11 protein-coding genes are annotated in these 14,895 nt (G+C 41.4%); 5 read left to right on the forward strand and 6 right to left on the reverse strand.

Going from position 1 to position 14,895, the window contains the following annotated elements:
* Window positions 1-90: 90 nt before the first annotated feature.
* Window positions 91-2,766, reverse strand: a complete 2,676-nt coding sequence (gene adhE / locus FCV43_RS05880; RefSeq protein ID WP_136994278.1) for a bifunctional acetaldehyde-CoA/alcohol dehydrogenase — start codon at window positions 2,764-2,766, stop codon at window positions 91-93.
* Between the two features lie 632 nt (window positions 2,767-3,398).
* Here adhE and FCV43_RS05885 point away from each other — a divergent pair.
* Window positions 3,399-4,040 (forward strand): YchE family NAAT transporter, encoded by a 642-nt coding sequence (locus FCV43_RS05885; protein ID WP_017053613.1) that lies wholly within the window; start codon window positions 3,399-3,401, stop codon window positions 4,038-4,040.
* A gap of 64 nt (window positions 4,041-4,104) precedes the next feature.
* A complete protein-coding gene (locus FCV43_RS05890) occupies window positions 4,105-4,968 on the forward strand; it encodes an ion transporter (protein ID WP_136994476.1) in 864 nt (287 codons plus the stop codon).
* A 109-nt stretch (window positions 4,969-5,077) separates the two neighbouring features.
* Here FCV43_RS05890 and asd read toward each other — a convergent pair whose 3' ends face one another.
* A complete protein-coding gene (gene asd / locus FCV43_RS05895; protein ID WP_136994478.1) occupies window positions 5,078-6,205 on the reverse strand; it encodes an aspartate-semialdehyde dehydrogenase in 1,128 nt (375 codons plus the stop codon).
* A 404-nt stretch (window positions 6,206-6,609) separates the two neighbouring features.
* Between asd and nhaC the strand changes: the two genes are divergently transcribed.
* A complete protein-coding gene (nhaC, locus tag FCV43_RS05900; protein WP_136994280.1) occupies window positions 6,610-8,046 on the forward strand; it encodes a Na+/H+ antiporter NhaC in 1,437 nt (478 codons plus the stop codon).
* A gap of 89 nt (window positions 8,047-8,135) precedes the next feature.
* On the opposite strand, the gene FCV43_RS05905 is transcribed toward nhaC, so the two are convergent.
* Entirely contained in the window at window positions 8,136-9,302 is a 1,167-nt protein-coding gene (locus tag FCV43_RS05905) for an amidohydrolase (protein WP_136994282.1), read from the reverse strand.
* 330 nt (window positions 9,303-9,632) lie between these two features.
* Here FCV43_RS05905 and FCV43_RS05910 point away from each other — a divergent pair, with 330 nt between their 5' ends.
* Window positions 9,633-11,159 (forward strand): YfcC family protein, encoded by a 1,527-nt coding sequence (locus tag FCV43_RS05910; protein ID WP_113799936.1) that lies wholly within the window; start codon window positions 9,633-9,635, stop codon window positions 11,157-11,159.
* 128 nt (window positions 11,160-11,287) lie between these two features.
* Here the strand turns inward: FCV43_RS05910 and FCV43_RS05915 are convergent, their stop codons facing one another.
* From FCV43_RS05915 to yejK, 3 genes are all read right to left on the reverse strand, one after another.
* Window positions 11,288-12,103 (reverse strand): bifunctional 5,10-methylenetetrahydrofolate dehydrogenase/5,10-methenyltetrahydrofolate cyclohydrolase, encoded by an 816-nt coding sequence (locus FCV43_RS05915; protein WP_113799934.1) that lies wholly within the window; start codon window positions 12,101-12,103, stop codon window positions 11,288-11,290.
* A 15-nt stretch (window positions 12,104-12,118) separates the two neighbouring features.
* Window positions 12,119-13,486 (reverse strand): Hpt domain-containing protein, encoded by a 1,368-nt coding sequence (locus tag FCV43_RS05920; protein WP_136994284.1) that lies wholly within the window; start codon window positions 13,484-13,486, stop codon window positions 12,119-12,121.
* 84 nt (window positions 13,487-13,570) lie between these two features.
* Window positions 13,571-14,572, reverse strand: a complete 1,002-nt coding sequence (yejK, locus tag FCV43_RS05925; protein ID WP_136994286.1) for a nucleoid-associated protein YejK — start codon at window positions 14,570-14,572, stop codon at window positions 13,571-13,573.
* An 82-nt stretch (window positions 14,573-14,654) separates the two neighbouring features.
* Here yejK and FCV43_RS05930 point away from each other — a divergent pair, with 82 nt between their 5' ends.
* On the forward strand, window positions 14,655-14,882 hold the full coding sequence (locus FCV43_RS05930) for a YejL family protein (RefSeq protein ID WP_017053604.1): 228 nt from the start codon (window positions 14,655-14,657) through the stop codon (window positions 14,880-14,882).
* Window positions 14,883-14,895: the final 13 nt, after the last annotated feature.

Below are 14,895 nucleotides of genomic sequence, written 5' to 3' on the forward strand. Positions count from 1 at the left end.
ACAAAAAAATGCCCCACCTTTCGGTGGGGCATTGTCTTTTCCCGATAGAGATATTACGTGCTAGCGAAAATATCTCATAAAAGCGTTATCTTACTTTTTAGCTTTCTTTGCTTTTGGCTCTTCAGTTTTTTTAATTACTGTAGTGCCTTCAAACGTTTCGCCTTCAACAAATGCTTTACCGTAGTAAGAAGCTGTTAGTACTTCTTTCAACTCACTGATTAGTGGGTAACGTGGGTTAGCACCTGTACATTGGTCATCGAACGCTTCAACAGATAGTTGGTCTAGTTTCGCTAGGAAGTCAGCTTCTGAAACGCCAGCAGCTTGAATTGATAGCGGGATATCTAGAGCAACTTTCAACTCTTCTAACCATGCTAGTAGACGTTCAATCTTCTGAGCAGTACGGTCACCAGCTTGGCTAAGGCCTAGGTGGTCAGCAACCTCAGCGTAACGACGACGTGCTTGCGGACGGTCGTATTGAGAGAATGCAGTCTGCTTAGTTGGGTTGTCGTTCGCGTTGTAACGTACAGTGTTAGAAATTAACAGTGCGTTAGCTAGACCGTGTGGTACGTGGAACTCTGCACCAACTTTGTGAGCCATTGAGTGACACACACCTAGGAATGCGTTCGCAAACGCTACACCAGCGATAGTTGCTGCATTGTGAACTTTTTCACGAGCGATTGGGTCATTTGCACCATTCGCGTAGCTTGATGGTAGGTATTCTTTAAGCATCTTAAGAGCTTGAAGAGCTTGACCATCTGAGTATTCGTTCGCAAGAACTGATACGTAAGCTTCTAGAGCGTGAGTTACGGCATCGTAACCACCGAATGCTGTTAGAGACTTAGGCATGTTCATTACTAAGTTAGCATCAACGATAGCCATGTTTGGCGTAATTTCGTAATCAGCAAGAGGGTACTTAGCACCAGTTTTGTCGTCTGTAACAACGGCAAATGGAGTCACTTCAGAACCAGTACCTGAAGTTGTAGTGATACAAACAAGTTCAGCTTTTTTACCCATTTTAGGGAACTTGTAGATACGTTTACGGATATCCATGAAGCGCATTGCTAGTTCAGCGAAGTGCGTTTCTGGGTGCTCGTACATAACCCACATGATTTTAGCTGCATCCATTGGAGAACCGCCACCTAGAGCAAGAATTACGTCTGGTTGGAAGCTCTTCATTGCTTCAGCACCTTTCTCTACTACAGATAGAGTTGGATCCGCTTCTACATCAAAGAATACTTGAACTTCGATACCTTGAGCTTTAAGTAGTTTAACTACATCGTCAGCGTAACCGTTGTTAAATAGGAAACGGTCAGTTACAAGGAATGCACGTTTTTTACCTTCTAGGTCGCCAAGAGCGATTGGAAGGCTACCACGACGGAAGTAGATTGACTTAGGTAGTTTATGCCACAACATATTTTCAGCTCGCTTAGCAACAGTTTTTTTGTTGATTAGGTGCTTAGGACCTACGTTCTCAGAGATAGAGTTACCACCCCAAGAGCCACAACCAAGAGTTAGAGATGGCGCAACGTTAAAGTTGTAAAGGTCACCGATACCACCGTGGGTAGTTGGGATGTTTACAAGAATACGTGCTGTCTTCATCTTGTCACCGAAGTAGCGAATACGCTCTGCATTCACGTCTTGGTTAGTGTATAGACCAGATGTGTGACCAATACCGCCGATTTCTACCATTTTAACTGCTTGGTCTACTGCGTTTTCGAAAGAAGACGCACGGAACATACCAAGAGTTGGAGATAGTTTCTCATGAGCAAATTCGTCATCGTAAGATACTTCACCGATGCCTTCACCAACAAGAATCTTAGTATCAGCTGGAACTTTAACACCCGCCATTTCAGCGATTGCAGTTGCAGGTTGACCAACGATTTTAGCGTTTAGGTTGCCATCGATAAGTAGAACTTTACGTACTTTATCTGCTTCAGATTTAGATAGAACATAACCTTTGTGAGAAGCAAAACGCTCTTTCACTTCGTCATATACTTCATCCATAACAATTACAGCTTGCTCAGAAGCACAAACTACACCGTTATCGAATGTTTTTGACATAAGTACAGATGCAACCGCACGTTTAACGTCAGCAGTGTCATCGATAACAACAGGAACGTTACCCGCACCAACACCGATAGCTGGCTTACCTGAAGAGTATGCAGCTTTAACCATGCCTGGACCACCAGTTGCAAGGATAAGAGCAATTCCATCATGCTTCATAAGCGCGTTAGAAAGCTCAACTGATGGTTGGTCGATCCAGCCGATGATATCTTTTGGAGCGCCTGCTGCTACTGCTGCATCTAGAACAAGTTTAGCTGCGTCGTTAGTAGAGTTTTTAGCACGTGGGTGTGGCGAGAAGATGATGCCGTTACGAGTTTTAAGTGAGATTAGAGATTTGAAGATTGCTGTAGATGTTGGGTTCGTTGTTGGAACGATACCACAGATGATGCCTACAGGTTCAGCGATTGTCATCGTACCTAGGTTGTCATCTTCTTCTAAAATGCCACATGTTTTTTCATCTTTATATTTGTTGTAGATGAATTCAGATGCAAAGTGGTTTTTGATTACTTTGTCTTCAACAATACCCATTCCAGATTCTGCTACCGCTTGTTGCGCTAGAGGAATACGAGCATGGTTAGCTGCTAGAGAAGCTGCACGAAAGATAGCGTCTACCTTCTCTTGTGAGAACGTTGCGAACTCTTCTTGTGCTGCTTTAACGCGTGATACTAGAGCATCTAGTTCAGCTAAGTTAGTTACAGGCATAGTGGATCTCCTAAAATAAATAATATTAAAAACTTTTTAGTAAGGTGGCTGATTTCAATTCTCTAACTCAGCTACATTCTTAGTAAATTGCTTTCAGGACTGAGTATAATATTTCAGAGTATGAAAAAAATTGACTCAGATCAGTTCTGAAAAACTATTTACCCACTTAGTGGTATTAAGATCACAACAAACCACCCAAGCTACTGATTACATTGAATATAAACATAAAAATCCAAGTGCTTAAAAAAACCTCACTTGAAACAAAAAATAGAAAAAATTACAACAAACTGTAAAAAAGTTTCATTTTTGAATAAAAAGGTACATGTCGACCTATATTTTCGTGCTACTGAGAGTATATCCATCTGCTTGTAAGGCACCATAAATTGACATAATTTTTATTAAAAATGTGCACTCATTAACAATTACTCAATTCACTGCAACTTATTACCCCATAATTCTTACCAATGTAACTTCCCGTTTAAACTTAGCGATGTGCAATTAGTTTTTTTTCGTTTAATCGTACCTCACGGGTTAGTTTTTTTCATTCGTCCTTTTATGCTTTAAGCCTTACATTATCCCCTCTTAAGATACCCCCTATTATTTGCATTTTCGTGATAAGTGAGACGCCCATTATGCAATCTATTGAATTCGCTGTTTTCTTGCAGTTTTTCCTTGGCCTTGTTGCCGCAGTTAACCCTGTTGGTATCATGCCGGTGTTTGTATCGCTGACGAGCTATATGTCTCCTGCAGAAAAAAACAAAACCGCAGCCACTGCAAATATTGCCGTTGCTGTCATACTTGTTATTTCTCTACTTGCAGGACAAATTCTTCTCGACATGTTCAGTATTTCGCTGGATTCATTTCGAGTTGCAGGTGGTTTGCTGTTAATGAGCATCGCGTTTTCGATGATGAGCGGTAAACTAGGTGAGGATAAACAAAACAAACAAGAAAAGTCCGAATACAATAGTAGAGAGCAAATTGGTGTTGTTCCTTTAGCGATGCCTTTGATGGCCGGCCCTGGTGCGATCAGTTCAACCATCGTTTATGGTGCTCGTTACCCTACAATGATGGATACAGTTGGGATTAGCATTACGATTGTTGCTTTCTCTTTGTGTACATGGCTACTATTTCGCTCAGCTCCAATTATTGTCCGTTTTCTTGGGCAAACTGGAATCAACGTTATCACTCGTATTATGGGCTTGATTCTTGGCGCTCTTGGCATTGAGTTCATTGCCAACGGTTTACGTAACCTGTTCCCAGGTCTTGCTGGTTAGGTAATTCGCGTCACCTGCCAGTAAAATGTATGATGTTGCAATGGTAAACAAACGTTGCAACATCATGATTCGTCACTCTTTAAAACATCACTTATACGTTATTATTTTTGGCACCCACACTCGCATGGGTCGCCTTTTCGATATAGCGTTAATCTTTACAATTGTAGCTTCACTGATTGTCTTAGTACTCGATTCCATTCCGAGTATCGAAAAACAGTGGGGTACAACGATCACTTACCTAGAGTACGGTTTCACAGCCCTGTTCACTATTGAGTACCTTCTTCGACTCTATTGCTCGCCAAAACCTACCGCTTATATGAGAAGTTTCTATGGCGTCATCGATTTAGTCGCGGTATTACCCACTTATCTTGCATTCTTCTTCCCTGCGGTTTCTTTCATTGGGGTAATACGAATGCTGCGAGTGATGCGGATCTTTAGAATTCTTAAACTGGTTCGTTACTTACAAGACTCAAATATATTGCTGCGTTCTTTACTGATGTCTCGCCGAAAGATTCTCATCTTTTTTAGCACGGTTGGGATTTTAGTCATTATCTTAGGTTCGATAATTTTTGTTGTGGAAGGTCCTAGCAATGGGTTTACCTCTATTCCTCAAAGCATTTATTGGGCGATTGTCACGATAACGACGGTTGGATATGGCGACCTTGTCCCTAAAACCCCTTTCGGCCAAGCGATTGCCTCATTAACTATGCTACTCGGCTATTCCATTCTTGCCGTTCCTACAGGCATTATCACAGCAGAGTTAAATCATGAGATGAATGCGCACCGTAACTTGGTTAAATGCCCAAATTGCTCTAAAACAGGGCATGAATCTGATGCGCTTTACTGCAAATTTTGTGGCAGTGAATTACCAGATCCGGATCAACGAGTCATCCCTGTGAAGCCACAAGCCCCGAATACCATTACCTAATACCTAATACCTAATACCTAATACTGTTTCCATACCTAACGAAAAAAGCACCTATAATTTAGGTGCTTTTCATCTGGAAAAATCTACGTTGCCCTTAGAAGAATTTTGTTTACTGCTTTTCAGCCAGAAGAATTCTCAGTGTGCGGCGTAAAGGCTCAGCAGCCCCCCATAGAAGTTGATCGCCTACGGTGAAGGCATTTAAGAAATCATCTCCCATCGACATTTTACGTAAACGTCCAACAGGTACTGACATGGTTCCTGTCACTTTTGCAGGCGTCAGCTCTTGCGCGGTAATGTCTCGTTCGTTCGGAATCACTTTCACCCAATCGTTATGGCTTGCGATGATCTCTTCAATCTCATCCATTGGTACATCTTGCTTAAGCTTGATTGTTAATGCTTGAGCATGACAACGCATCGCACCAATACGAACACACGTGCCATCAATTGGGACTGGCTTTCCGTCTAGTCCTAAAATTTTGTTCGCTTCAACGCCCGCTTTCCACTCTTCCTTACTTTGCCCATTCTCACGCTTCACATCGATCCATGGAATGAGTGAGCCAGCAAGTGGGGCACCAAATTGATCCGTAGGGAATGAAGATGAACGAATGGTATCCGCCACTTTTCTATCAATATCTAAAATTGAGCTTGCTGGATTTGCGAGCTCTGAACTCACACAATCATTAACGACACCCATTTGAGAGATAAGCTCGCGCATATTTTTAGCACCAGCACCAGAAGCAGCTTGATAAGTCATTGCACTCATCCACTCAACCATGCCTTTCTCATACAAGCCACCCAACGCCATTAGCATCAAGCTTACGGTACAGTTACCACCAACGAATGTATTGGTGCCAGAATGAATTCCCTGCTGGATTTGAGCCAAGTTCACAGGATCTAGCGTAATAATTGAATCGCTGTCCATGCGAAGGGTAGACGCTGCATCAATCCAGTAGCCTTTCCAGCCACCTTGGCGAAGCGCAGGGTACACTTTTTCGGTGTAGCCGCCACCTTGACAGGTAATAATCGCATCTAACTGTTTAAGGCTATCTATGTCGAAAGCATCTTGCAGCAAACCGGTTTCACTCTCCGTTTGCTTGCTAAAAGTAGGGGCAGGTATACCAATCTGAGACGTGCTGTAAAAGACTGGTTCAATGAGATCAAAATCTCCTTCCTCTACCATTCGCTGCATTAAAACCGAGCCTACCATACCGCGCCAACCAACTAGACCTACTCTCATCATTCACTCTCCATGTATAAATTCAAAACCACCTTAACCATCTATAAGTTTTTCAGAACAAAACCTCAAGCTCTATTTGCTGAAAATAGAAACTTTTTAGTGCTTCTTAACTGAACAGCCGATATTTCTTGGTTATGTTGATGATGACACCCAAAATTATTCTGCCATTACACAGTTGCAATAAGCTGCAACATTTGTAACACATAAAAACCACACCACAAAACATCTTTGATGCTCAAATTTAACTTAAAGCGATACTTTATAATCAACAAAGTAGTTTTCACAGTTTAATATCACACCACAAGTGCATTTATTCGATATATTAATCTTAATAGGGTAAGGTTCGAGTCGTTCCGAATCATGTGCTAAACATGCTATTGCCCCCAATTTTATAAGAGGCTTATATGAAGCAAGTAAACACTCGACTACCTAGTTTGATGCAAGTTTTTGTATCATTAGGACTATTCCTATTATTGGCATTTTCCTTCACTGCAAAACTCGACCTCCCTATACAACTAGCACTATATATAGGCTGGTTCGTTATCATCACTCTTGGTTTACGTCTTGGCCACCAATATAAAGACCTTGAAAAAGCGGCGTTAAACGGTATTTCAAATGGTCTAGGTGCGGTTTTGATTCTTTTAGCCGTTGGTGCACTTGTTGGCACGTGGATTTCTGGTGGTATTGTTCCGACCATTATCTATTACGGCCTTAAAGCGATTCACCCTTCTATCTTCCTACTTGCAACAATGATTATCTGTTCATTAACAGCGTTAGCAACGGGTACCTCTTGGGGTGCTGCTGGTACCGCTGGTATTGCGATGATGGGAATCGGCCAAGGTCTTGGCGTTCCTGCTCCAATTACTGCGGGTGCGGTTCTTTCTGGCTGTTACTTTGGTGATAAAATGTCGCCACTATCAGACTCAGTAATTTTAGCGTCATCAATGTCGAACGTTGAAGTCGTTGAACATATTAAAGGCATGCTACCGGTTGCCTTAATTAGCTACATTATTACTGGCGTGATGTTTACTGCATTTGGTTTTCACTACGCTGGCAATGTCGATATGAGCCAAGTGGACTCTGTCATTAAGGCAATGGAAAACCAGTTCTTTATTACTCCTTACTCTTTTATTCCAGTTCTGATTGTTCTAGGTCTACTAGCAATGAGAATGCCGTCTTTCCCTGTGATTAGTTTCGGCTCTTTACTCGGTATTATCTGGGCGGTTATGATCCAAGATATCGATTTCCTAACAGCGTTCAATACAGCTTGGGCTCCGTTCTCTATCTCGTCAGGTGTTGATTTCATCGATTCAATCCTTAACCGTGGCGGCATGTCATCAATGCTAGGATCGGTGGCTGTAATTGTCTTTGGTCTAGGTTTTGGTGGCTTGCTAGATAAAGTTGGCCTACTAGAAACTATCGCCAAACTATTTGAACGCCGCGTTCAAAGTGCTGGCTCACTAGCAACTAGCACTATTGCAACAGCATTCATGGGTAATATTTTTGGCTCTGCAATGTATGTATCGCTAATCCTGACACCTAAGATTTGTGCGAAAAACTATGACCGCCTAGGCTACAAAAGAAAGAATCTTTCTCGTAACGCGGAGTTTGGTGGCACGCTAACATCAGGCATGGTTCCTTGGAGTGATAACGGCATTTACATGGCGAGCATTCTAGGTGTTGCCACTCTGTCTTATGCACCATTTATGTGGTTGAGCTTTGTTTGTATCATCGTAACGATTGTAACGTCTTACATGGGCTGGTTTGTTGATAAATGCGAACCGACAGCAGAACACACTTCAAAAGAGCTTGAAGTTAATACTGAGAAACAACCTGCTTAATTTGTAGATACATTGCATCACGCTGAAAAAAAGGAGACGTAAATGTCTCCTTTTTTGTATCAGTTAATGCTGTTATGAGGCACTAATCGTTAGCGATGATGCAACTGATGGATGATTCCAGTAAACATGGCGCTTGCAGTCTCAATCAATTGATCAGGAAAATCATAGTCTGGATTATGCAGTTGTGGATGCTCTGCCCCACTCCCAATACAGAGCAGAGCGCCCGGCCACTTAGCCAAAAACTCAGAGACATCTTCCGACCAACGCATTGGCTCATCTAACTCCACCAGCGGTAAACCAATTTTTTCTGCTTGCTGGCACACGATGTCACAATGTTTTGGAGAGTTCACCACGGCATTGAATGACTCTTGCCACTCGACATGACAGGTAAGATTATCCCGAACCGCTATTTCAGATACGGTTTCCAGAAGATCAGATTTCATTTTCTCAAATAGAGGCCCATCATCACTTCTCAGCGTTGCCATCACTGTCGCTTTGCCCGGAGCCGTACCGAACGCCTCTTCACCCAGAGAAGCATGAACCACCGTAACTAACGTAAACGCTTCTGAGTACTTCTGTGGCAAGTTTTGCAAATACTGAATTAACTGAACCATCGCAGAGGTTGGGTTAATGCCATTCTCTGGTCTTGCAGCATGAGAAGTTTTTCCTTCCAATTCAATAATGACGCCCGTTGATGCACAAGCAAATGCGTTTGGTTTCACGATGATTGTATTTAATGGATAACCAGGGAGGTTATGATAAGCAAACACATGGTCAACATTTAACGTTGCTATTCTATTATCGTTCAGCATGCTAGCAGCACCCGTACCGATCTCTTCCGCAGGTTGAAATAGTAGAACGACTTTCCCGAACTGAGGAGGTGTGATGGCGAGATGTTTGGCAACCAGCATCAGACTTGCGGTGTGCCCATCGTGTCCACAAGCATGCATCACGCCTTCATGTCGAGAGCAATGTGCGATGCTACTTTTCTCGGAAATAGGCAGTGCATCGAAATCGGCTCTCAATAACGTAGTGTCACCCGCAACGCCACTTTCGATGGTACAGATCACCCCATTCCCTCCGATTTGAGTGACAGGGAACAGCCCAAATTCGCGCAATTGTACTGCGATCAATGTCGCGGTATTGACTTCATTGAGTGAGAGTTCTGGGTATTGATGAAGCTGTCGACGAAATTCAGTCGCGTTGAAATCAGAAAGAGTCGAAACCAAGTTATCCATATTGTAAACATCAGCCATTAATCCAAAAAGAAAGACTACTGCGGTTCATAAATCGGGTATGTGATGATAATCTCAAAAACATCATGATTATATTTATTTCACTTTCATCTAACTATGCGAATAATATTCCCATTTTATTCACGTTAATATTATATCTGCAATTTTTGTTTACCAATTCAATAATTGCGAACGCATTAAAAGTAATATATCAGATTTAAAAATCAATGATAAAATATCAAACTTAACTCATACTTTGAGACTTATACTGCAAAAATAATTCTTGTAAACGATTATTTTACGATCACTTGGCTAGTGTCTATCCGCCAAATATAATCTAGAGGATATATTATGCAGATTGCAAAAGAATCAAATAGATCTATTCAGTTTCCTACTGCTTTTACCATTCTTTTTATCATTATGATCATTGCGATCGGGCTTACATGGGTTATTCCCGCAGGCTCGTATTCAAAACTGTCATATAACGCTAGCGATAATACATTAGATATTACCAGCCCAATGGGCAATGTAACGACCGTAACAGCGACTCAAAGCGAATTAAAAGAATTAAATGTCAATATTGATATTGAGCAATTTACTAGTGGGACGATTCGTAAACCCATCGCGATACCCGATACTTACTTACAATTAGAAAATGTCCCCAAAGGTTTAGGAGATATTGCTGTCAGCATGGTGGAAGGCACAATTGAGGGTGCCGATATTATCGTATTTATTTTGATTCTTGGGGGAATGATCGGCGTTATCAATAAAACAGGTGCGTTTAACGCTGGCCTAATAAGCCTCTCAGAGAAAACAAAAGGTCGCGAGTTTTTATTTGTTGCACTTGTGTGTGTCGTGATGGCTTTAGGAGGCACAACATGTGGTCTAGAGGAAGAAGCGGTCGCCTTCTACCCTATTCTTGTTCCAATTTTCCTTGCCCTCGGTTTTGATTCGATTGTGTGTGTTGGTGCCATATTTTTAGCGGCCTCTATTGGTACTGCATTCTCTACCATTAACCCGTTTTCAGTCGTCATTGCATCTAACGCTGCGGGTATCTCCTTTACAGAAGGCTTAGGAGTAAGAGCATTTGGCTTGGTTGTCGGCACTGCAACCGTGATTGGCTATCTGTACTGGTACTGTAAAAAAATCAAAGCCGATCCTTCGTTTTCATATACTTACTCTGATAGAGAATCGTTTAAACAACGATTTTTGAAAGACAGTAATATGGAGCAAAAAACACCGTTTACTCTTCGTAGAAAGATCATTCTCACGCTCTTTGCTATCGCCTTTCCTATGATGGTTTGGGGTGTATCAATGGCTGGTTGGTGGTTCCCTCAAATGGCGGCATCTTTCTTAACGATTGCGATCATCATTATTTTCATTTCGGGGCTTGGTGAGAAAGAGGCGGTAGAAGCGTTTACTCAAGGTGCATCTGAGTTGGTAGCAGTATCTCTCATTATTGGTATGGCGCGTGGAGTGAATATTGTCCTTGAACAAGGAATGATATCTGACACTATTTTAGCTTATGCTTCCGATTTGGTTTCTGGTATGCATGGAAGTATTTTTGCTGTATCTCAAATGTTTGTCTTTTTCTTCCTAGGTTTGGTTGTCCCTTCTTCATCGGGGCTAGCGGTATTATCGATGCCAATTATGGCTCCACTCGCTGACACGGTGGGAATTCCAAGAGATATTGTGGTCTCTGCCTATAACTGGGGTCAATATGCGATGCTATTCTTAGCGCCAACAGGTCTAGTTCTTGTAACACTCCAAATGCTGGGAATCCCATTTAATAAATGGGTCAAATTTGTATTCCCCATTGTTCTGTTCTTACTTGCCTTTGGTACTATTTTATTAACCGCTCAAGTTATGATGCTTTAATATTAAGATTGATCAGGTTTAAATAAATAACACATCTAGCTATTAGGTTCACTATTGAACCCAATAGCTAGAATTATTTTTAATAATAAAATTCAAGCCGTAGTAATGACATTGAATATTTACTAAAATTAATCTTTACCGTAAATCTCAGCAAGTTTAATCGCATTACCCAATACATGTAAACACGTTAACCGACCAACGCCTCCTGGTACTGGCGTAATAGCCGCAGAAGATAGAATGCCATCGTGGTGTTTAATATCACCTACTAACTTTCCATCCACGCGATTAATACCAACATCAATAATAAGCTGGCCTTCAATAAACTGAGAGTTATCTAAAATACCGTGAGCCCCCGTCGCCACTACAATGACATCGTACTTGTTCCAATCAACCACATTAAGATCAGAGCGACTGTTGAAACTTGCTACGGTACTTTGGCGATTAATCAATTCGATAACCAACGGCTTACCAACAATGTTACTGCGCCCGACGACCGCAACTTTTAAACCTGAAAAATTATATTCACCGCAATGAGCTGCAATAATATCGATTGTCGCTTGGACGGTGCATGGCAAAACCGCACTCTGCCCTAAAACCAACAAACCTAACGCTTCAGAGCCAAACCCATCAACATCCACAACGGCTGGAAGATCGGGTGCAACAAGCCCATTTGGTAGCGGAAGCTGAAATAAAATAGGATGTGTCGCCGATGCAGCTAAACCATCAAGATCTGACTGACTTGTTCCAACTTGCGGTAATGTGATGTGATTGCACTCTAGATTGAGCTCGGAGAACAATCGAATTTTATTATTTACATAGACTTTACTTGCCGGATCATCCCCAACGGTGACAATTGTTAGTTTTACAGCAAGTTGTTGATCGCTGATCTTATTTTTTAATTCGACTAATTTATCTTCATATATCGTATTGATTACTGATTTCATCTCTAAACTCTAATCTCAATCTAACTGTAAATATTCTTTCGTTGCTGATATGGCATCAGCGAGAGCTTTAGATAAAGTACTCAGCTGAGCCTCACTGACGGGTTCTGACTGTTTTAGGGCTATCTCAATTTCAGTCGCAATTTCTCTTAAAGGCATAGCACCCAAACTCCCCGCCACCCCTTTCAAACTATGTGCTTTACGTTGCGCAGCTTCTAGGTCGGTATCAAGCAACTCCCTTAGTGAAATGGCATCATTAGTGTGATCTTGAACAAACACCTCTAATAACATTGCGACAGACTCGTCATCACCATTCATGGTTGCAAGCATTGCTTCTATATCAATGACTGCTGAAGCATTTTGTGCATCTATCGCTTTTTGTTTCTCGATACGATCTTGATCAGAATCACCCAGTACATCACTATCGAGAACATCGGTACTCTGTGGCTGATGGCATGCTGGTTCATCAATATCGTGAGTATTTCGAACAGCCTCCGTTGCCCTCTCCTCAGAGAATGCCATAACTTCTGCATCATTCAAAGGCTCACCATCACCACCTTCAATCAACTCATGCTCTCCATTTTGGACAGCGCTTGCACTTTCACTCGATGTTTGGACAAAAAATCGGATAAATGTAAGCATTGAAAGAGCAATAAAACTTAACACTATTGCCAACATCATATACATGCCTTGCATGTCATGAAGTTCATCTTCAAAAGCAGAAAGCTGATCGTGAACTGAATGTTTAATTAATTTCTCTACGTAATAATTTACCTGCGCGTACTCACTTAATAGCACCGATGCACTTGATAATTGTACCTGTAGTTGCTTACGCTCATCCTGATCTAAAGCTTGTGAAGCAATCAAAATACGATCAAATGCTCGGTATATTTCTGAATTCGATTGACTTTCCGCATACAACGCTTGGAAAGTGTATGCCGAAATTTCGTTATATAGGTTTACCACTTGCTCCGAATTATCGCTATGCGCTCTTGATTCATTGATATCTTGTGCCAAATTTTTAACTTTTATTTCAACTGACAGAAAATCTCGAACATCTTCTAAAAAGCGATCGGTAACATACAGCAGTTGGTTCACATCAGGCAGAAATGGTTTAGATTTGAAATTCGATTCAACTTGCAGACGTAATGAGTAAATGAGCTGAACATCAAGGGCTATGTCATCAACCTGTACGGCTCGAAACGGTTCTGGGAAGTATAATGTACTACGAAGATCATTGACTCGGTTCCCCAACTCTTCAACTGCAACCAAATTTTGATGGGCAGTACGGCTCTGTAACACAAGAAATACCGAGCTAATCCCCCACAAAACAAGAGTAACTAGAATAATTTTAAATTGAAGACTATATCCCATCTGCCGTTGCATAAATCATGTCCATATTTTAATGCTTGAATAACAAGCATATAAGAAAGGTGAGCATTTTCAAAACTCACCTTTCATCTTACCCCTTTATTTATTTCGAGTTAATTGATCTCTCAAGTTTGGAGGGGTTCCTTTAATGGTTAATGTATCCGTTTCTGGATCGTAGAAAACACGCTCTCCTAAAAGTAAGCTATCAAAGCTCACATTTAGCCCGCCACCAGCACCCACAAATTTCGTTAGCTTGCGAATGGTAGAACGATCTGCAGGGAAACTCTCTTCGAGTTCATACCCTTGCTCTTGAGTGTAATCTAAGAAACTGGTTCCATCGGTGCTTGCTGGCAACTCTCCGGACAATTCGCTCACTTCAACTTCATCACCCGATTTAAGCTGCTCATTACAGTAATCATAAACCTGCTTTTTATAGCTTACTGCTTCTTCTTTCTCTAGTTTAGAATCTGAAACAAAATCTTCAACAGCTTGCATCAAGACCTGATTCTGCTGTTTAGTATCAAGCCCAACTTCAGCTTGTAAGAAATCTAAGAAGAAATCAGCGACTTTGCGACCAACACGGCCTTTGATATAGGCCAAGTAACGATTGGAATCTTTATCAGTTTCATAGCTAGAGAGATCAATACGAGCCGCGATGTCCATTTTCGAAATATCAAGATAATCAGTTGCGCTGATATCAAGGCCTTCGGTGACTTTTAGGCTCTCATTCGAAGGTAATAACGCAATAAAAAGGTAGTCTGTAGAAAGTGATTGGTACTCCGCTAAAACGAGGGTACCTTCATCTGCAAATGGGTATTTAGACAGCTCATCTTTGAGACGTAAAGCACTGGCCTGAGAAAAATCGTAGAAGCTACGCTCATTTTTACGAAGCTCTTGCAACCATTGCTGAAAATCACTGTCCTCTTTAAAAGAACCAAAACCCTTGCCTGCTTTGGAGTTGAATACACGATGCAGTTCAGCAACTAAACTTTCTGTTGATGAATCATTCGCTAAGGATTCTGCACGGTAGTTAACGACCAGTTCTTCCTGATCGTTTTTGCGAAGTTGGTGTAAAATAACATTGGATAGATTAAGGCTCATAGAAAATATTATCGTTCAGGTTTCAGTTGTAGTGAATAGTAGGTTATTATAAGCCGCTTTTACTATCATTATTAGAGTCTTTATGCCGATTACATCTAAATACAGCGATCAACAAGTTGAAACTATCCTAGCAGAAGTAGCTGCAGTACTTGAGAAACACAGTGCTACTCCTGAGCTTTCACTGATGATTGCGGGAAATATCGCAACCAATGTCTTAAATCAGAACGTTGCTGCTTCACAACGTGTTGCAATTGCTGAAAAATTTGCTCAAGCCTTAGTGTCTTCACTAGCTGAAACAAAAACCCACTAATTTCAGAACGGAT

The organism is Vibrio genomosp. F6, assembly GCF_005146325.1.
GTDB classification, from domain to species: Bacteria; Pseudomonadota; Gammaproteobacteria; order Enterobacterales; family Vibrionaceae; genus Vibrio; species Vibrio cortegadensis.